This is a genomic window from Serratia sp. EC4, from assembly GCF_059652115.1.
The window spans coordinates 210,239-230,635 of record NZ_JBNIDE010000002.1 but is presented as its reverse complement, the minus strand read 5'-3'; the positions used below and the strand labels follow the sequence as shown (position 1 = coordinate 230,635).

13 protein-coding genes are annotated in these 20,397 nt (G+C 61.5%); all 13 read left to right on the top strand.

Annotated features, from left to right (window positions below):
* Positions 1–192 precede the first annotated feature (192 nt).
* The 13 genes from pigA (at position 193) to ACP39K_RS07625 (ending at position 20,393) form a co-directional block, all read left to right on the top strand.
* Positions 193–1,350, top strand: a complete 1,158-nt coding sequence (pigA, locus tag ACP39K_RS07685; protein ID WP_033641110.1) for a prodigiosin MBC biosynthesis dehydrogenase PigA — start codon at positions 193–195, stop codon at positions 1,348–1,350.
* Positions 1,347–3,362, top strand: a complete 2,016-nt coding sequence (gene pigB / locus ACP39K_RS07680; RefSeq protein ID WP_239686209.1) for a prodigiosin MAP biosynthesis oxidoreductase PigB — start codon at positions 1,347–1,349, stop codon at positions 3,360–3,362. The genes pigA and pigB overlap by 4 nt, the downstream gene beginning before the upstream one ends.
* Entirely contained in the window at positions 3,359–6,025 is a 2,667-nt protein-coding gene (pigC, locus tag ACP39K_RS07675; protein ID WP_497008409.1) for a prodigiosin ligase PigC, read from the top strand. The genes pigB and pigC overlap by 4 nt, the downstream gene beginning before the upstream one ends.
* A gap of 170 nt (positions 6,026–6,195) precedes the next feature.
* A complete protein-coding gene (gene pigD, locus ACP39K_RS07670; protein WP_497008408.1) occupies positions 6,196–8,799 on the top strand; it encodes a prodigiosin MAP biosynthesis protein PigD in 2,604 nt (867 codons plus the stop codon).
* Positions 8,796–11,357, top strand: coding sequence for a prodigiosin MAP biosynthesis aminotransferase PigE (gene pigE, locus ACP39K_RS07665; protein WP_147827475.1), 2,562 nt, complete (start codon positions 8,796–8,798; stop codon positions 11,355–11,357). The genes pigD and pigE overlap by 4 nt, the downstream gene beginning before the upstream one ends.
* Positions 11,358–11,367: 10 nt before the next feature.
* Positions 11,368–12,384 carry a methyltransferase gene (locus tag ACP39K_RS07660; RefSeq protein ID WP_004940222.1) on the top strand — a complete coding sequence of 339 codons (1,017 nt, stop codon included), beginning with the start codon at positions 11,368–11,370 and terminating at the stop codon, positions 12,382–12,384.
* Between the two features lie 23 nt (positions 12,385–12,407).
* Positions 12,408–12,671, top strand: a complete 264-nt coding sequence (locus ACP39K_RS07655; protein ID WP_004940224.1) for an acyl carrier protein — start codon at positions 12,408–12,410, stop codon at positions 12,669–12,671.
* Positions 12,668–14,614: an aminotransferase class I/II-fold pyridoxal phosphate-dependent enzyme gene (locus ACP39K_RS07650; RefSeq protein WP_060444129.1), complete on the top strand. Its 1,947-nt coding sequence runs from the start codon at positions 12,668–12,670 to the stop codon at positions 14,612–14,614. Before ACP39K_RS07655 ends, ACP39K_RS07650 begins: the two co-directional genes overlap by 4 nt.
* A gap of 4 nt (positions 14,615–14,618) precedes the next feature.
* Positions 14,619–16,094 (top strand): L-proline--[L-prolyl-carrier protein] ligase PigI, encoded by a 1,476-nt coding sequence (gene pigI, locus ACP39K_RS07645; protein WP_497008407.1) that lies wholly within the window; start codon positions 14,619–14,621, stop codon positions 16,092–16,094.
* A complete protein-coding gene (gene pigJ / locus ACP39K_RS07640) occupies positions 16,091–18,379 on the top strand; it encodes a prodigiosin MBC biosynthesis protein PigJ (RefSeq protein ID WP_497008406.1) in 2,289 nt (762 codons plus the stop codon). Before pigI ends, pigJ begins: the two co-directional genes overlap by 4 nt.
* A gap of 13 nt (positions 18,380–18,392) precedes the next feature.
* The gene (locus ACP39K_RS07635; RefSeq protein ID WP_497008405.1) at positions 18,393–18,707 is read left to right on the top strand and encodes a RedY/HapK family protein; all 315 of its coding nucleotides are present in this window, start codon (positions 18,393–18,395) and stop codon (positions 18,705–18,707) included.
* Positions 18,691–19,338 (top strand): 4'-phosphopantetheinyl transferase family protein, encoded by a 648-nt coding sequence (locus ACP39K_RS07630; RefSeq protein WP_048795908.1) that lies wholly within the window; start codon positions 18,691–18,693, stop codon positions 19,336–19,338. Before ACP39K_RS07635 ends, ACP39K_RS07630 begins: the two co-directional genes overlap by 17 nt.
* The gene (locus ACP39K_RS07625; RefSeq protein WP_060444125.1) at positions 19,335–20,393 is read left to right on the top strand and encodes a nitroreductase family protein; all 1,059 of its coding nucleotides are present in this window, start codon (positions 19,335–19,337) and stop codon (positions 20,391–20,393) included. The genes ACP39K_RS07630 and ACP39K_RS07625 overlap by 4 nt, the downstream gene beginning before the upstream one ends.
* Positions 20,394–20,397 lie beyond the last annotated feature (4 nt).

Genomic DNA, 20,397 nt, shown 5'->3' with positions numbered 1-20,397 from the left:
TGTATAAATAACACAAAATAAAACACAACAAAAACAACAAAATAAAAACATCAATTAACAAAATTGTAATAATAGACCACATAAATAAACATTTATTTACATTTACCATTACTTTGCCTGTTTGAGTTTTGGCCACCTCCAAACTAGAAATATTAGCTAATTTAATCTCTCAACCCAATGGCGGAGTTCGTCATGGATTTTAACTTATCAAGTGAGCAGCAGGCTCTAAGCGAATCCGCTCAGCGTTTTGCCCGCGAGGTGCTGGATCAGGATGCGCATGCTCGGCTTTCACGGCAGGTATTAAGCCTGGATTTGTGGCGACAAGCCGCCGCCTATGGTTTTACCCGAGCCCCCGTGACGACCGCGTTCGGCGGATTGGGCATGAATGCGCTCGATACTGCACTGATGATTGAGGCGCTGGGTAAAGGCAGCCGCGACATCGGCATGTCCTTCTCGCTCTGCGCCCATCTGTGCGCCTGCGTGATCCCGCTTTCCCGCTTCGGTTCCGAGGCATTAAAAGCGCGCTATCTCGAAGCGTTGGCGGCCGGAAAACTGATCGCGGCGAATGCGGCGACGGAGCCGGACGCCGGTTCCGATATTTATGCCATGAAATCAACCGCTCAACCCTGTGAAGGCGGCTACCGGCTCAACGGAAACAAAATTTTCATCACCAACGCGCCGATTGCCGACATCTTCATCGTCTATGCGAAAACCCATCCCGAACATGGCTTTATGGGCGTGTCCGCATTTGTGCTCGAGAAAGGGATGCCAGGCTTAAACGTAGGCGCCGTCAGCCCGAAAGATTGCCTCTCCAACTGCCCGTGGAGCGAACTGACCTTCAACGACGTCTTCATTCCAGAGGCCCAACGGATCGGTATGCCGGGCGCCGGCGGCGCCATCTTCCACGATTCAATGATCTGGGAAAAGGGCTGCCTGTCGGCTCTGTTTATCGGCGCAATGGAGCGCGTGTTCGACAGCGCGCTGGACTATGCCAAACAACGCCGACAATTCGGCAAAGCGATCGGCCAATTTCAGTCCGTCTCCAACCGCATCATCGATATGAAACTGCGTCTGGAACAGTGTCGGCTAATGCTCTACCGCGCCTGTTGGAAACACGATCGGGGCCAGGATGCCGAGATCGACATCGCCATGAGCAAACTGTTGATTTCCGAATATGCCGTGCAGTCCGCGCTGGACGCGATTCAAATCTTCGGCGGAGCCGGCATGGATCAAGAACTCGGTCTGGTGCGCCACTTGCTGAACGTGATCCCCAGCCGGATCTTCTCCGGCACCAACGAGATACAAAAAGAAATTGTCGCCCGCAAGCTGGGTCTGCGGGGAGGCGCATGATGATCGTTCAACGCGTTTTTGCCGTGCTCTATATGTTGGCCGGCCTGGCGAAAGCCTTCCCTCAGTTGGAAAACGTCGCCGATATTCTGCAGCAGGCGGCCGTGGCGAACCAGGGCACCTGGTACGCCGGGGCGACGGCTTGGTTGGCGGCGCAGGGTACAGTGGTTAACGCGCTGATCGGCGTGGCGCTGTTTGCCTCCGGTGCGGTCTTGATGTTCAACCCGCGTTGGACGCCATTGATCATCTACTGCCAGCTGCTGATGATGGCGGGATTTGTCACGATCCTGCACCGCGCCCAGCCGCAGGTCATGTTGCTCGATGCGATTTTCGCGCTGGCGGCGCTGTACATGCTGCGTCAGCAGCACCACCGCAAACCCAAGCCGCGCACGTTCCCCACGCGCGACTTTTCCACGCCCACGCCGGCGGCAGGCGGCCCGGTAACCCCCGCGCTGGACGGCGAGTATGACGTGGTGATCATCGGCGGCGGCGTCTCCGGTTTGGCCGCGGCCAGCGAACTGACCGATCGCCGGGTTTTGGTGCTGGAAAAAAGCGCCTCCTTCGGCGGCAACGCCCGCTACAGTACGGTGAACCGCCTGAAATTTCCTATCGCCGGCGTCTGCTTCCAGGAACCGCTGCCGAATTCTTTCATGGCGCAACTGCTGAAGAAAATCGGTCTGAGCGGCGTATATAAATCCAATGAAAAGGACACGCTGGTATTTTTCGACACCTTCTTGCTGCTACGCTGCCTGGGTGAAGTCGTCGTCGGTTTTATCAAACAACCGGTCTACCTGCTTAAACCCGCCGTCTGGCGCCTGACGGGACAACTATTCCTGCATGCCTTGATCGGTAAACCTTATGTTATCGCGGCAAAACAGCTGGGCGATCCGATCTTTGCCGATCTGTACGCCTTCCTGGATACCTTCTCGCCGCGCGGCGAGCGGTACCCCAGCCTGCCCTGGACGCCGCAGAGCGCCTGGAGCAAAACGAATATGGCGCTGCTCGACACTATCCCGCTGTACACGTATCTGTTCGAACCGCACAAACTGGATCAGATCCCGGCGGATCTGCGGCCACCGAGAAAATTCGGCAAGCTGGTAGAGAATGCCGTCAGCACCACGCTGCGCGTGGAATGTCTCGATATTCGCGAAGTCTCCGCCTATGTCGGATTGCACTTCCTGGTGGGGTATTTACGCGGCAATCTGGTCACGCTGCCGGGCGGTAACGGCAGCATCAGCGCCGGGCTGCTCGACTATCTTGAGGAGCAAAACAACGTCAGGCTGCAAAGCCGCGTACAGCTTCAAAGCATCACGCCCGGCGGCGACGAAACGGTGATCCGGTTCAGCGTCAATGGCGCGGCCAGCGAAATCAGAGCCAAACAAGTGATCTGGGCCGCCCCCAAAACGCATGTGCCCACCTGGTTGCCCACCCTGCCCAAAGAGCAATTGGCGGCGATCCGCCAGATCCGCCATGAAGATTACTACCTGGCGAACGTGCTGTTGAAAAAACCGATCCTCGAACGCTCGTTCGGCGGCTATCTGATCGAGCCGGAAAACACCCGCACACCTTACTATTGGAGCAAAGCCGGCACCTGCCTGGTCGCCAATTGGATGGACAATCACCTCAGCGCGGAAGCCGGGGTATTAACCCTGCTCAAACCAACCACTCGTCCAGAGCGGCAAGGTCGCACCGCGCAAAACGAGTTCCCGGCGCTGCAGCAACAGACCTATGTCGAAATCGCCAAAGTGCTGGGCAACATGGGCATTGACGCCGACATCATTGAAGACATTCAAATCTGGTTCTGGCCCGCGGGTCTGGTGACCTCGGTCGCCGGGCAACAGGCCCAGGGCGTGTTTCACCAGGCCAGCAGGCCGTTTGAGAATATTCACTTCGCCAATCAGGACAGCGTGGGCATCGGTAATATCGAAAGCGCGGTGTTAGCCGGACTGAACGCCGCCAAAGCGGTGAGAGAACGCCTCGCAATGCCCGTTACGTCTGCGGAGGTGATGTCATGAATCCTACCCTGGTGGTTGAACTTTCCGGCGATAAAACGCTGGAACCCCATCGCCTGGGCGGCAAAGCCCATTCGTTGAATCATTTGATTCAGGCGGGCTTGCCTGTGCCGCCGGCGTTTTGCATCACCGCGCAGGCTTACCGGCAGTTTATCGAATTCGCCGTGCCGGGAGCGCTGCTCGACACGGGCGCACCGGGCAACGTGCGCGATATGATTTTGAGCGCCGCCATCCCCGCCCCGCTCGATCTGGCGATCCGTCACGCCTGCAAACAGTTGGGCGACGGCGCCTCGCTCGCCGTGCGCTCTTCGGCGCTGGAAGAAGACGGCCTGACCCACTCTTTCGCCGGGCAATACGACACTTACCTGCACGTGCGCGGGGATGACGAGGTGGTGCGCAAGGTGCAATCCTGCTGGGCGTCGCTCTGGGCGGAACGCGCCGCCCAGTATAGCCGGACATCGGCGGCGCAGAGCGATATCGCCGTCGTCTTGCAAATCATGGTGGATGCAGACGCCGCCGGCGTCATGTTTACCCAAGATCCGCTGACAGGCGATGCCAACCACATCGTCATCGACAGCTGCTGGGGGCTGGGGGAAGGCGTGGTCTCCGGACAAGTCACCACCGACAGCTTCATTTTGGATAAGGCGAGCGGCGAGATCCGCGAGCGGCAAATTCGTCACAAACCGCACTATTGCCAACGCGATCCGCAGGGACGGGTCACGCTGCTGCAAACGCCCGAAGCCAGGCGAGACGCCCCCAGCTTAACCCCGGAACAGCTGCAACAGCTTGCCAGGCTGGCCCGGCAAACGCGGATGATTTACGGCGCGGAACTGGATATCGAATGGGCGGTGAAAGACGATCGCGTGTGGCTCCTGCAGGCGCGGCCGATCACCACGCAGGCCAAACCGGTTCAGATGCTTTACGCCAACCCGTGGGAAAGCGATCCGACGATCAAGGAACGGGCCTTTTTCTCCCGAATGGACACCGGCGAGATCGTCACCGGCTTGATGACGCCGCTGGGGCTGTCGTTTTGCCAGTTCTACCAAAAGCATATTCATGGCCCGGCGATCAAAACCATGGGGCTGGCGGATATCGGCGATTGGCAGATTTATATGGGGTATTTGCAAGGCTACGTCTATCTGAATATCTCCGGATCGGCCTACATGCTCCGCCAATGCCCGCCCACCCGCGACGAAATGAAGTTCACGACCCGGTACGCCACCGCCGATATCGATTTCAGCGGGTACAAAAACCCCTATGGCCCCGGCGTACAGGGATGGGCTTATCTCAAGAGCGCCTGGCATTGGCTGAAACAGCAGAGGCATAACCTGCGCAGCGCCGGCGCGACCGTCGATGCCATGATCGCCCTGCGCCAGCGCGAGACGCGCCGCTTTCTGGCGCTGGATCTGACGACCATGACACATCAGGAACTGGAGCGAGAACTCAGCCGCATCGACGGTTACTTCCTCGACAGCTGCGCCGCCTATATGCCCTTCTTCCTTCAGTCGTTCGCGCTCTACGATGTGCTGGCGCTGACCTGCGAACGTTATCTCAAAGGCCGCGGCAACGGATTGCAAAATCGCATCAAGGCGTCGATGAACAACCTGCGCACCATCGAAGTCACGCTGGGCATTCTCAGCCTGGTGGAGACGGTCAATCGTCAACCGGCGTTGAAGGCCCTGTTCGAGCGACACAGCGCACAGGAACTGGTCACCGTCCTGCCCACCGATCCCGAATCGCGCGCCTTCTGGCAAAGCGACTTCAGCGCCTTCCTGTTCGAGTTCGGCGCCCGTGGCCGCCAGGAGTTCGAATTGAGTCTTCCGCGCTGGAACGACGATCCCAGCTACCTGCTGCAAGTGATGAAAATGTATCTGCAACATCCGGTGGATCTGCACACGAAACTGCGGGAAACAGAGCGGCTGCGCCATGAAGACAGCGCGGCGCTGCTTAAAGCGATGCCCTGGTTTGGCCGGATGAAGCTGAAGTTCATCACCAAACTGTATGGCGTGATGGCCGAACGCCGCGAAGCGACCCGGCCAACCTTCGTCACCGAAACCTGGTTCTACCGCCGCATCATGTTGGAAGTGCTGCGGCGCCTGGAGGCGCAAGGCCTGGTCAAATCGGCCGATCTGCCCTATGTGGACTTCGAGCGCTTCCGCGCGTTTATGGCGGGGGAACAGTCGGCGCAGGAAGCGTTCGCCGCCGATCTGATCGAGCGCAATCGCCACCAGCATCTGCTGAACCTGCATGCGGAAGAGCCGCCGATGGCGATCGTCGGGGGGTATCAGCCCAGGATGAAAGCCCCCACGGCGGAAAACGCCGCCGGCATGCTGTCCGGCCTGGCGGCCAGCCCCGGCAAAGTGGTGGCGAAAGCGCGCGTCATCACCGATCTGCTGGCGCAGGCCGGCGAGCTGCAGCCCAACGAAATCCTGGTGGCGCGCTTTACCGACGCCAGCTGGACCCCGCTCTTCGCGCTGGCGGCGGGCATCGTCACCGATATCGGCTCTGCGCTGTCCCACAGCTGCATCGTCGCACGCGAATTCGGCATTCCCGCGGCGGTCAATCTCAAGAACGCCACCCAGTTGATCAACAGCGGCGACACCTTGATTCTCGACGGCGACAGCGGGACGGTCATTATTCAACGCGGAGAACGTGCCGATGGCTAGTCAGCACCACATCCGGCGAAGGTAAACCATCCGCCTGAACACAGCACAATTCAACGAAGGTGATGCGCGCGGCAACCGCCGCCTGCAGAGACCGTCGCGGGCTTTGTCGTGCCGAATTTGCCCGCCTGGCTGAAGCCGTCACTCCATTTTGGCTGCACAAGGAACTCATCATGACGACCCTGACAGGACAAGCAAGACTCACCAACTCCGCCGCCTACGAGCAAGTGTGGCAAGCGGAGCGCCAGGCCTGCCGCACCGACGCGGATCCCGACACCCTGACGGTCGGCGTGGTGGTGGTGACGCGCAACCCGGCGTTTTTCCAAACCGGGCTTAGCGTACTGAACGATATCCGCGATTATGTTTTCAACCGCGTGCATATCCAGTCCGAGATGCCGCTGAAACTGTTGGATCTGGCGGCGGACTCGCTTTATCTGGCCGCGCGCGAAAAGGCGCTGCACTTTCTCAAAGGCCAAAACAAGGCTATCAACGTTCGCATCATCCAATGCGCCAGCCTGGCCGAGGCCACCGGCAAGATCATCTATACGCATGCGCTGGAACAGCGTCCCGAATTTCATTTGGGCATGCTGTTCTACGATCAGACCACGCCGGCCGGCGTCGATGACAGCATCGAACAGATCGATCGCGATCTGGACGCCTTTTACAGCGCCTTGCAGCGCAGCGGCATTCCCGCGTTTTACACCACCTTCTCCACCGTTGCGTTCATTCGCCAGCTGCGATCGCCCTTCCGCTACCTGCCGCAGCAATACCGCGAAATCGTGCGCAGCGAAGATCCGGCGATCTTCCAAACCGAGCTGTTGTGCCTGTGGATGGACTTCTTCGAGATGAACTACACCAACCGCCGGGTCAAGCCGATCGGCGCGCTGGCGCTGCACAACACGCTGGGTGAGCAGCTGATTCAATTTTTCGAGCGTACCGCCGCCGAACGCTGGCTGGTGTCCTATTACACCGGGTCGATCATCTCCAATCTGATCGGCTATCTGGATCGGCATGCGGAGGCGCGCGGCGCGCTGATCCTGCGCGGCCCTAACGAACACGCCATCGCCTGCGGCGCCATGGCCAACTGGCAGCTGTATCGCATGCCGTTCCTCGGCGTAGTGACCTCCGGGATGATGGATGAATTCAAGGGCACGCTGGCCAACCTCAAGGAAACCGCCGCACAGGGCATCATCGTCGCGGCGGAAAACCGCGGCAATCAATGGTACAGCTTCCAGGGAACGCTGACGCCGACGGAGGACATGCGCGAAGTGCTTATCGCCCGCCGCATCCCGTTCGTTTATATCGATGACGTCGAAATGATCGGCGCCGGTTTGACGGAAGCCTTCCGCCTTTATCATCAAGGCCAGGGGCCAGTGGTGATTCTGGCGACGCAAAACGTGCTGGAGTCGACCCTGTCGCTGGAGGGCGCCGTCTGCGATCCCTCGCCGATCCCGGTTCTGTCGGCGGACGATCCGCTGCCGATGAGCGAAAGCCTGGCACAGGCGATAGCGCTGATCAACCGCGGGCCGGAACGGTTGGTGTGGCAGTTGGGCCCGGTCAGCGACGACGAATACGCCCTGATCCATGACATCGCCGACGCCGCCGGCATCGCCCTGGTGGACTCGTTGGCCCATCCCGGCTCGGCGCCGAAATATTATCAGGGCCGGCGCAATCCCCACTACCTGGGCACCCTGGCGATTTACGGCTATAGCCCGCGCGTCTACAACTTCCTGCACACCAATGACAAGCTCAACGCCATGAGCGAGCAGAGCCTGTTTATGATCAAAAGCCGCGTCGCTCAGATCACTACCCCCTTCTCCGACGGCAGGCTGGAGCGCAAGGTTCATCTGGTGCAGCTCACGCACGATGACCGCCATCTGTCGCCCTATGCCGATCTGCACCTGCACATGAACTGTCTGGCGTTCCTGCGCACGGTGAAAGCGCATCTCGACGTCGATCCGGCATTGCGGGAAAGACGCCGCGCGTTGATCGCCGCCTATCTCGATTCGCCTTCCGACGTGGTCAGCCAGCTTCCCAGTCTGCCCATGTCGGCCAACTACTTCTTCTGCCAGTTGAACCGAGTGATTGAAGAGTTGATCGAAACGGAGGGCTTCGATTTTACCGGCGTATATGACGTCGGCCGGTGCGGCATCTCCGCCGCGCGCAACGTCGCCAAAACGCGCCGCGGCTTTTCCGGCTGGTATGGCCGCGCCCTGATGGGCGACGCTCTGCTGGCCACCGGCTACCTGGCTTACACCAGCCCAAGCCACGTGATGGCGTTTATCGGCGACGGCGCTAAAGGGATCGTACCGGACATCCTGCCGGCTTTTATCGACAACATTCTCACCCATCCGCAGTTGCTGAATAAAAGCATCACCGTCTTCTATTTATGCAACGGCGGTCTGTCCGTCATCAATACCTATCAGGAACGCATTCTGTTCAATCGCACCTCGCGGCAAATGCGGTTGGTGAACGTCGAACAGCCGGACGTCGAACAAACGGTCAATAACTTCCATATCCAGAGCAAAACGCTTACGCATTTCGACGAAGACGTCATTCGCCAGGCGCTGACCACCTCGCACCGACTCAATCTGTTCTCCGTGGTGCTGGGGCACAACAATGAAGGCGACGGTATCTCGCTGGCCACCGCCAAAGGCTGGCAGCGCGATCCGAGCGACCACGACGCCCTGCAGGAGCGCAAAGCCTGGGCAGCCCAACAGCCCGAATCGACCAGCACCACCTTCGACCAAGATCCTACACAGGAAGCCACCTCATGAAATTCGGATTCATCGCTCATCCCACCTCGCTGGGGTTGAAACGTTACGTCAAAATGCTCGATCTGCTGCAACGCAACTCGACCGAGCAGCACAGCGGCTATACGCGTGAACTGTGGGAACGACAAAACCTGGTTCCCTTTATGAACTTCGCCAGGATCACCTCGGCGACCGGCGCCACTTGCGAAGGGGTGATCAAATACATGCCGCTGGTGGCGGATGAGATGCTGGCCGACGCACGCGGTATCGCCGCCAGGGTGGTCCAAGGCATCGAAGAGCTGGCCGGCGATGGCGCCGAACTGGTCGGTCTCGGCGGTTTTACCTCTATCGTTGGGCGACGCGGCGAAGCCACCGCGGAAAAGTCGCCGGTGCCGGTCACCTCCGGCAACTCGCTGACCACCTACGCCGGCTACAAGGCCTTGATGCAGATCCAGTCCTGGCTGGAAATTAGCCCGGAGGAGGAACCCGTCGCCATCGTCGGCTATCCGGGGTCGATCTGCCTGGCGCTAAGCCGTCTGCTGCTGGCGCACGGTTTCTCTCTCCATTTGCTGCACCGCGCCGGCAACCATGATCGCAGCGAACTGCTCAGCCATTTGCCCGAGGAGTATCACTCGCGCGTCACCCTGACCAGCGATCCCGAAGATCTCTACCCGCGCTGCAAACTGTTTGCCGCCGCGACCTCCGCCGGCGGCGTGATCGACCCCGCCAGACTGCAACCCGGTTCGATCTTCATCGACGTGGCGCTGCCGCGCGATATCGCTTCGGAAACGCGCCCGGCGCGGGATGACATTCTGATCATCGACGGCGGCTGCGTCACCGCCACCGATGCGGTCAAGTTGGGTGGAGAATCGCTCAACGTCACCATCAAGCAACAATTGAACGGCTGCATGGCGGAAACCATTGTGCTGGCGCTGGAGAACCGGCGGGAAAACTTTTCGCTGGGCCGCTATCTGGCGCCGGAAAAAGTGCTGGAGATCGGTGAAATCGCCGAGCGCCACGGGTTCTTCGCCTATCCGCTGGCCTCGTACGGCGAGCGCATCGATCGGCAGAGCGTGACCAATCTCAAGCGCTACTACCACCATGACATCTATGCCGGGGAACCGGCTGATGCGGCGCTGCCCGCATCGCGCCTGGCGTTTATCGATGCGGTCATCGCCCAAACGCCGGCCAGGGAAGACACCCTTGACCGCTATCATCAATACATCAACCCCATGATGGTGGACTTCCTCAAGTTGCAGCGCTGCGACAACGTTTTCCGCAGCGCCGCCGGCACCCAGTTGTATGACGATGCGGGCGAGGCTTTCCTGGACATGGTGGCGGGCTACGGGTGCCTAAACCTGGGCCACAACCCGCAGCCAGTGGTCAACGCGCTGAAAAACTACCTCGACGCTCAAGGCCCCAACTTCATTCAATACATTTCCATTCCCGAACAGACCGCCAAGCTGGCCGAAGTGCTCTGTCGTCTGGCGCCAGGCAACATGGGCCGGGTGTTCTTCAGCAACTCCGGCACCGAAGCCGTCGAGGCCGCGATGAAGATCGCCAAGGCCTCGACGGGCAAGCCGGGCATCGCCTATCTGCGCAACAGTTACCACGGTAAAACGCTGGGCGCGTTGTCCATCACCGGACGAGACAAACACCGCCGCTATTTCACACCGCTGCTGGACGCGATGGTGGAAGTGCCGTTCGGCGATCTCGCCGCGCTGCGGGAAGCGCTGAACCGTGAAGACGTCGGCGCGCTGATGATCGAACCGATCCAGGGCGAAGGCGGCGTGCATATCCCGCCCGCCGGTTACCTGCAGGCGGTGCAGCAGCTCTGCCGCGAGACCGGCGTGCTGCTGATGGTGGACGAAGTGCAAACCGGGCTTGGGCGCACCGGCAAACTTTTCGCCTGCGAATGGGACGGTATCGAGCCGGACGTGCTGATGCTGTCGAAATCCCTGTCCGGCGGCCTGATCCCCATCGGCGCCACGCTGTGCCGAACCGAGCTTTGGCAAAAAGCCTATGGCACGGCGGACCGCTTCCTGGTGCACAGCTCCACCTACGGCGGCGGCAACCTCGCCTCGGTCGTCGCCCTCAGCGCGCTGCGCGAGATCCTGGCGCAGGATTTGGTCGGCCATGCCGAACGGATGGGCGCCTACTTTAAGCAGGCACTGAGCGAGATCGCCGCCCGCTATCCGTTCGTCAGCGAAGTGCGCGGCCGCGGCCTGATGCTGGGGATCCAGTTCGATCAGGCGTTCACCGGCGCGGTCAACGCCTCCGCCCGCGAATTCGCCACCCGGCTGCCGGGCGATTGGCACACCACCTGGAAATTCTTGCCCGATCCGGTGCAAGCCCATCTGCGGGCGGCGATGGATCGCATGGAACAGGCGCTCGGCGAAATGTTCTGCATGAAATTCGTCACCAAGCTGTGCCAGGACCACAAGATCCTGACCTTCATTACCGCCAACAGCTCGACGGTGATCCGTATTCAACCCCCGCTCATCATCAGCAAAGCCGAGATCGACCGTTTCGTCGGCGCCTTTGCCACGGTGTGCGAGGAACTCTCCACCTTTTTAGACTAGGGAGCCAGCAATGCCTTTAACCAAGCAAGATGCCGTCAATCAGATGATGGGCTTTTTCCAGGCCAAGGCGCTGACCGCCGCGCTGGCGCTGAAGCTGTTCGATCAGCTGCGCGATCGGGACGCCGACGCGGCGCACATCGCCGCGCGGCTTGACTGCCCGGCGCGTTCCACCGAGCAGTTGCTCATCGCGCTGCGGGCCATGGGGTATCTCGACCAACGAGACGGCCTTTATCATTTGCCCGCCGCCCACCGGGCTTTTCTGTTGAGCGACGAACCCCAGTGGCTGGGATGGCTGGGCCGCCACATCGATACCTTCCTGTATCCGCTGTGGGGCGAGCTGAAAACGGCGGTGCGAAACGATGCCCACCAGCGCCGCACGGTATTCGGCGATGACCGCAGTTGGTTCGACATCCTGTACCAAAATCCGGACGACGTGGCGGACTTCCAGGAATTTCTCGGTAAATTCGCCGCGCCCTTTATCGCCGGCTTTGTTCGCGATTACGACTTCTCGCAACACCGTGCGTTTTTGGACATCGGCAGCGGGATCGGCAGCCTGCCGATGGCGATCGCCGACGCTTATCCGGGGATCGCACTCGCGATCTGCGAACTGCCGCAGGCCTCGGCGTTCTTGCGCGACAAGCTGACGCTGCAAGGCTATGGCGAACGCATTGACGTCGTGGAGGGCGATGTCATCAGCGGCGATCTGCCGATCGGCGGCTATGACCTGATCCACCTGGGATGGATGCTGCACGACTACGCCCCGGAAACCCAACTGACCATCCTGCGCAACATCTATCGGGCGATGCCGGCCGGCGGCCGCTTCATCGCTTCCGAAACGCCGCTGAACGAAGACAAATCAGGGCCGGAATTTACCGCCCTGCTGTCGCTGAACATGCTGGTCTCCACCGACGGCGGCATAGAGAGCAGCGCGCAGGAATACCTGGACAGATTCCGTCTGGCGGGATTCAGCAACGCGCGCATCATGAAAATAGCCGGCCCACGCACCCTGATCGTCGGCGAAAAATAACCAGTTAGCAACGGGAGCTCGCAATGTTAGAAAGCAAATTGATCCAGCATATCGCCACCCAGTATCTGGATGGCGATCACGACGGCCTGAATGCTCAAACCCCGCTGTTTGAACTGAACGTCGTCGATTCCGCCTCCATTTTCGATCTGGTGGATTTTCTGCGTCAGGAGTCTCATGTCGCCATCGGCATGCATGAGATCCATCCGGCGAACTTCGCCTCGGTGCAGGCGATGGTTGCGCTGGTGCAACGGTTGCAAGCGCAAGTCGCCGCAGGGGGTGTCGCATGAGCGTTCACGCCGTCGATAGCGCCGCAAACGCGCATGAAGCCGTCCGGCAGTCGGTGCTGCACACCTTCGCCCGGCTGACCGAGTATGAACCGTCGGCACTGGCCCTGACCAGCCATCTGGAAAACGATTTGGGCGTCGACTCCATCGCGCTGGCGGAAATTGCCATGGTGCTGAACCGTCAGTTCCAATTAAATACGCCGCTGGCGATCCAGGAGATCAAAACCATTCAGGATGCGCTCGACGGTATTTTGCAGCGCGGTTTCACGCTGCCGACGCCGAACGCCGCCGCGCAACCTGCCCCCCAGACGCCTCAGGCCTGGTTGAGCGCTCTCGTGCGCCAGGTGTTCGCCACCCACAGCGGATATGAAGTGCGTGATCTGTCCCCCGACGCCGCCATCGAAGGCGACCTGGGCATCGACTCCGTAGCGGTGGTGATGGCGCGCAACGAGTTGCTCAAAACGCTGGGCCTGGACGATAACGCAGCGCTGGCGGAGTGCCGCACGCTGGCTGAGCTGGAGCACAACCTGGCGGCGCGGCTGGTTCAGGAACAGGGCGAAGCGTGGTTCAGCCGCTTTGGCCAGCACACCGCCGCGTCCGCCGCGCCGCAGCCCACCAAGGCGCCCGCATCGCCGGACGCGCGCGATGAGCTCGGCGATCCGCGCACCATGCGGGACTTCGTCGGCATCGAGCACCCGGATTTGTTCCATAAAACGCGTGAATTCGGCGCTTTTTATCGCGATAAAAAACAGCGTCAGCTTTACTGGTACGGCATGCCGCTTGAAACGCCGTGCAAAAACCGCGCGGTCATGTTCGACGAGGTCACCGGCAAAAGCCGCGAATTTCTGATGTTCGGCTCCAACAGCTATCTGGGATTGTCGAACCATCCGGAAGTGATCCACGCCATCCAGGACGCCGCTGGCCTGTACGGCGCCACCAACACCGGGTGCCGCATCATCGCCGGCAGCAACGTGCTGCATCTGGAATTGGAGCGCAAACTGGCCAAGCTCAAAGGGCGCGAAGACTGCATCGTCTATCCGTCCGGCTACTCGGCCAACCTGGGATGCATCTCGGCTCTGACCAGCCGACACGACCTGGTGTTCACCGACGCCATCAACCACATGAGCATCCAGGACGGCTGCAAGTTGGCGGGCGCGCAGCGGAAAATTTATGACCACTCTTTGACCAGCCTTGAGAAATCGCTGGCCAAATACGCCGATCACCCCGGCGGCAAGCTGATCGTCACCGATGGCGTTTTCAGCATGCACGGCGATATCGTCGATCTGCCGCGCCTGATGAAGCTGGCCGAACGCTACGGCGCACGCGTATTGGTCGACGACGCGCACGCGACCGGCGTCTTGGGCAAAACCGGCTCGGGCACGGCGGAACACTTCAATATGAAAGGCCAGGTGGATCTCGAACTGGGCACCATGAGCAAGGCGCTGTCGGGGTTAGGCGGCTTCGTTTGCGCCGATGGCGAAGTGGTCGAATACCTGCGTTTCTACTCCAACTCCTATGTTTTCGCCGCCACCATCCCCGCCGCAGTCGCCGCCGGCGTGATCGCCTCCATCGACGTGATGCTGCGTGAACCCGAGCGACTGACCAAGCTGTGGGATAACATCTACTACTTCCGCACGCTGCTGCTTAACGCCGGTTTTGACCTTGAGCATTCCGACTCGGCCATCATTCCGGTGGTGGTGGGCGACGACGCCAAAACGCTGCTGTTCGGCCGCGCCGTCCGGGCGCGCGGGCTATTCTGCCAGACCGTGGTCTTCCCGGGCGTCAGCGTGGGTGACGCCCGCTTACGCATCAGCGTGACCAGTGAACACACGCGTGAAGATCTGGATGAAGCCTACGCCATTTTGGTGGCGGCGGCGCTGGAGACCGGCGTGCCGGTCAACGGCGATGTCCGACGGGAAGAGCGCGCACGCGCCACCGAGGTCTGACATCATGGCAACCTTCATTTCACCGATACTGGAGGCCCTGTTCCGGCACGCCCGCCAAGCGCCGGAAAGCACCGCTCTGCTGTACGGCGATCGGCGCTGGAGCTATCGTCGCCTGGCCGATCGCGCCTGCATGATGGCGGCGGCGCTGCGACATGCCGGGTTGAAGCAGCAGGCCGTGCTGCTCAACCTGCAGAAAGGGCCCGACGCCGTCGCCGCCATGTACGCGTGTTGGCTGAGCGGCAACCACTATGTCCCTATCGATTTCAGCCAACCGACGGCGCGCATCGAACGCATTATCGCCGCCGCCTCACCCGCGCTGATCGTCGATGAGGGCTGGTTGAGCGCGCTCGATGACCGCACCGATCTCGATGGCGCCTGGCCGGAAGCGATCGCCGCGTTCGGCTCTCCCCTCGCCGCCATTCTCTATACTTCAGGCTCCACAGGCACCCCGAAAGGGGTGCAAATCACCCATGACATGCTGACGTTTTTCATCGGCTGGGCCGTCAGCGATACACAACTGACGGCGCGCGACGTACTGGCCAACCATGCCAGTTTCGCCTTTGATCTGAGCACCTTCGATCTGTTCGCCGGCGTTTGTGCCGGCGCCGCGACCTGGATCGTGCGCGAAGATGAACAGAAAGATTGCCAGGCTCTCGTTCGCGGATTGCAAACGCACGGCGTCACCCTGTGGTATAGCGTGCCTTCGATTTTAGCCATGCTGGAAAAGAGCGCGTTGCTGGCGCCGTCGACGGTGAAAACGCTGCGCCAGGTCACGTTCGCCGGAGAGCCTTATCCGGCCGCCGCGCTGAGGCGCCTGGTTGCGCATCTGCCGGCCCGCTGCCGCGTCAGCAACTGGTATGGCCCGACGGAAACCAATGTCTGCACCGCCTACGCGCTGGATCGAACGCAGTTGGCGACGCTGGAGCAGATCCCCATCGGCCATCCGCTGCCCGGCTTGACGGCGCAGTTGGTCGATGAGCAGGGGCGTCTGCAGCCGATTGACGGTACGCCGGGCCGACGCGGAGAATTGCTGATCGGCGGGCCGTGCGTTACCCCCGGCTACAGCAACGTCGCCTCATCGCGGCAAGCGCAATGGCATCCGCGCCAATGCCACGCGACCGGCGACTGGGTGGAGACGACGGCGAATGGGCTGGTCTACCGCGGCCGGCTGGACGACATGGTGAAAATCAACGGCTACCGGGTGGAATTGGGGGAGATAGAATCGATCCTTCATCACCATCCCTCGGTCTGCCAGGCCGCACTGTATGTCGAGCTTGGCGAGCTGAAGCAAAAACTGATCGCCGTGATCACCCTCCATCCCGGCGCGCTCCGCCCCAACCTGCTGGAGCTCAAGCAGTTCCTGCAGCCCAGGCTGCCCGCCTATATGCTCCCCAGCCAACTGGTGGTCGCCGACAGCCTGCCCACCAACGCGAACGGCAAGGTGGACAGAGGACGTTTGTCCGAGGTGAATGCGCGATGAACCAGGAAATTCATGCCGCGCCGCTGGCGCTGGTCGGCATCGGCTGCGCACTGCCCGGCATCGATCGTATCGATCTGTCCAACGGCGCCGCCTGGTCGGCGCTGTTCGACGCCCCGCCGCCGATGCCGTGGAGCGATGCGGCCGCGCCGATCCGCGGCCGCCAGATCGACGACGCCGCGTTTGATTTCAAAAAATTCGCCATCCCGCCGCTGTTTCGACTGGCGGTCAGCCGCGAGACCCGCCTGGCGCTGCAGGCCGCCTCCGCCGCCATGCAGCATCTGACGTTATCCGACGCGTTGCGCGACCGCTGCGATCAATTTTGCGCCACCCATTTGGGCAGTGATGCCGCCTATCGCAACGCCACCAAAATCGGCGCGCTGCGCAGGCTGGCCGAACGGCTTGACGCTCAGGGGCTCTCACCGGCGGCGGTCATGCGCCGGATTGACGATTACAAACAGCCGCTGGCCCAGGCGTTCGGCAGTTCATCCCACGATCGCGTGGGGGAAATGGCCTCCAGCATTCCCGCGCGCATCGCCCATTTCGCCCGCACGCGCGGTAAATGCCAAACCCTCGACGGCGCCGATCTGGGCGGCCTGCGCTTGCTGCAGCTGGCACAAGACTGTTTTCGCCATGCCGACAGCCGCATGGCGGTGCTGACCGCCGTACAATGCTTCCACCATCAACCTCAGGCGGACATGCTGTTGGCGCAGGGCGTTTCCTCTTCGGCCTGTTGGCTGGAGGGCGCGATCAGCCTGGTCGTTTGCCCGCTGGACGTCGCTCAGGAACAGGGATGGCCAGCGATCGCGCAATTGTCGACCCTGATCGCCGAACGGCAGGATGCCGCGCCGAGCGCCGGCTATTTTGCCGGCGCCAATCAGGTTTTCTGCCATCTCCTCGACATGCTGTTGCAACGGCAACAGGCGTGCGCCGGCCACTCGTTCACCGGCTACCGCTGGCGGATCGACGCGGCGTCTCCCCCCTCATTAAAACCGACGGCTTCGCCACGCATCAGCATCATCGACTATCAGCCCATCACCGCGCAGGGGCTGGATAAAGCGCGTTTCTGGCAGGCCTTGCGCAACGGGGAGGACGCCCTGCGCGATCACAGCCCCGAGCAGCTGCACCCCGGCGCCTTCGTGCGCCCCACGCCGCAAAAGCTCAGCGCCTACACCGCTCACGCCATGTGCTTCCCAACGCACGATCCGGTGCGGCTTGAGCTGACGCGGCCTATGATGCCGGCCAAAAAACAGCGCCTCGACGTCACACAACTGCACGCCCTCAACGGCTGCGCGGCGTGGCCCGACAGCCTGCGACGCTTTGAACGCATCGCCATTATCGTCGCCAGCAACCTGTCTTTGAGCGCCGATCGACAACAGGCCATGCGCGCCCTGTGGCCGGCGTTGCCTCCCGCCGGCGTCTCCCTTTCGCCACCGCCCCAACCCGCGATCAACCGCTGGAGCTGGCATGGCGCCTGCGGCCTCGGCACCGCGCAGCTGTTGGCGCAACAGCTCGGCGTCGAGGCGGACTGCTACGCGGTCGAGGCGGCCTGCGCCAGTTCGCTGGCCGCCTTGCACAATGCGGTCAGGGCATTACAGGCCGGCCGCTACGATGCGGTGCTCGTCGGCGGCATAGAAACGGCGACGCTCGAACGCGATATGGTGCTGTGCAGCGCGCAGATGATGCTTTCCGCTTCGCGTATGCGACCTTTCGCCCGACAAGCCGACGGTTTTACTCCCGGCGACGGTGGCGGCTTCTTCATTCTGACCGGCCAGGCGACATCGCGGGCCATCGCCACCATCGAAGCGATATCGGGATCTTGCGACAGCTATTCCATGACCGCGCCCGATCCCGAGGGCCAGGCGTTGGCAATCGAAAAAACCCAGAGCCTGAGCGCCGTCGAAGCGCGCCAGATACAGTATCTCGAAGCGCACGGCACCGGCACCGAACTGGGCGATCGGGCAGAAGTCGCGTCATTGCATCAGGGGTATCGCCGCGCCGCGCGCGCCCCTTTGTACATCGGTTCGGTGAAGTACAACTTCGGCCACTGTTTCGCCGGCGCCGGCGCGCTCAGCCTGTGCAAAGTGCTGAGCGCTTTCGAACACGGTCAAATCCCGCCCACGCCGGTGGCGACATTGAATGCCGAACTGCCGCTGGCGGCGATCCCGGCCGAAATCCCGCAAGTCGCGCTCGACTGGCAACACGGTGAAGGCGGACGTCGGGCGGCGATCAACGGCTTTGGCACCGGTGGCATCAATTACCATTTGCTTATCCATCAACCCGTTTAAAAAGGCCGCCCAGATGCACATTATCGTCCATAAGATTCGGCTAAAAGACATCGCCCACCGCGCCGCGTTTCGCGACTGGGTGGAGACGACCGATTACCAGGCTTGCCGCCACCTCGACGCGGTACGCGCCTTCGATGTCATCGAAGTCAGCCCTTCGGCGGAGGCGCCGTTTCACTTTATCGAAATCATTCAGCTGAACTCGCTGAAAATGTTCGAGCGCGAGATGCAAACCCCGCTGTTTAAAAGCCTGGTTGAACGCTTTAATCAGTTGGCGGAAGTCGTTGACGAAATCAGCGGAGAACGCATCGCCGATGGTTATCGAGCTTAGCGTGACGCCGCGTATCGTCATCGCCCTGGGCGGCGCCCACCGCTGCGCCGCCGTTCGGGGATTGCGGCCTCTGTCGGCGGTGAAAAACCTCGCGCGGGCGCAGGCCGTCGCGCTGCTGAACCGGACATGGTGCCAGGGGCACGCGACCGGCTTTACGCTGCGCCATGAGGCGAGTGGACAACCGTTCGGCGAACACCTCCTGCTGGGACGCCGCCACGTTTCCCTCAGCCATTCGCTTGCCTGGTACGCCAGCGCCACCGGCGATATCCCGCTCGGCATCGATCTGCAGCATTATCGCCCCTTCTCCGGCGCGGCGCTGCGCTGGGCCTTTAGCGAGGCGGAACAGCGATTGGGACGCATACAGGCCTGCGCCGTCTGGGCCATTCGCGAAGCATTTTTAAAAAGCCACGGCCGCGGTCTGCCCTACGAATTGCGGACGATCGGCATCGACTGGCGCACCGGGTTGGTCTCAAGCGCCGACGGCAGTTTGCCGAGCAGACGCTTCTGGCTGTGGCGCAGCCTGGACTGGACATGCGCACTCTGCTTTCCGGCGGAGGAGAGCATGTCGTTCAGAGCGAACGTTACCGTATTTTCCCTGCCCGCCCCTTCCGCTTTCGGAGCCTTATCATGACCCAAGACCTTTTCGCCGCGGCGCTGCAACAGGCCGTGGACATCGCGCGGCAGGCGCCCTCTTCACACAACTGTCAACCCTGGTCTCTCCACTATGACGCCGACGCCCGATGTGGCCGGTTGGCTATCGACCGCCGTCGCGCCTTGCAGAGCCTGCCTTCGCTGGAACGCGAGATGCTGATGAGCTGCGGGATTTTCTTCGAGTACCTCAGCGCGCTGCTCAACTGTGCAGGCTCGCCTCTCGCCTGGCGTTGGGAGAATGGCCCCACGCATTTACTGAGCTTTGCCCCCGCCGCGCCTGCCGCGCCCGATCGCGCCGCCCATCGCCAATTGGCGCAGCTGATCGGCGAGCGGCATACCGCACGGGCGGCCTATCAGCCTACGCCAATCAATGAAGCGCAGCGGATGCAGCTGCAGACCTTGTTCGACGGAACGGCGAGTTCACTCAGTATCGCAGGTGACGAACGCGCTCGCCGTCGGGTCGCGCAGCTCACCGCTCGTCACGCCGCGCTCGATTTCTCGGATCGCCAAGCCTGGCGGGAAACCTATCAATACATCCGCTTCAACGAACGGCAGCCTACCGACGACGGTTTTCACCTGCACCACCTGTTTGGCCCGGTATCCCCAGCATTCAAGCGCTTCTTTCAAGTGGCGTTTCATCCTCGCTTAAGCCGGCTGGCGACCGGGCTGCGCCTGCCGGCTTATATGGCGCAAGGGCTGGCGCAACGCGTCGCGGAAGGCCCGCAATACCTGGCGCTGTGTCTGAACGACGAAAGTGCCGAGCACCTGTTCGCCACCGGCATGCGGCTTGGGCGTCTGTGGCTCACGCTGCAACACTGGGGTTGGGGATTGCATCCGATCAGCGTTCTGGTGCAACACGCCGAGGCGCGTCGCGAGCTCGCAGCAACCCTGGCGCTCAGCGCTCCCCCGGTGTTTTTTGCCCGCTTCGGCCACCTGCAACAATGGGGCAGCGCAGCGCCCAGACGCAGTTGGCAAAGCATTTTGACCGCGCCGCCATCCGGCGAATGCGCGCACTCGGGGAACGATTCCCCCTAATCCG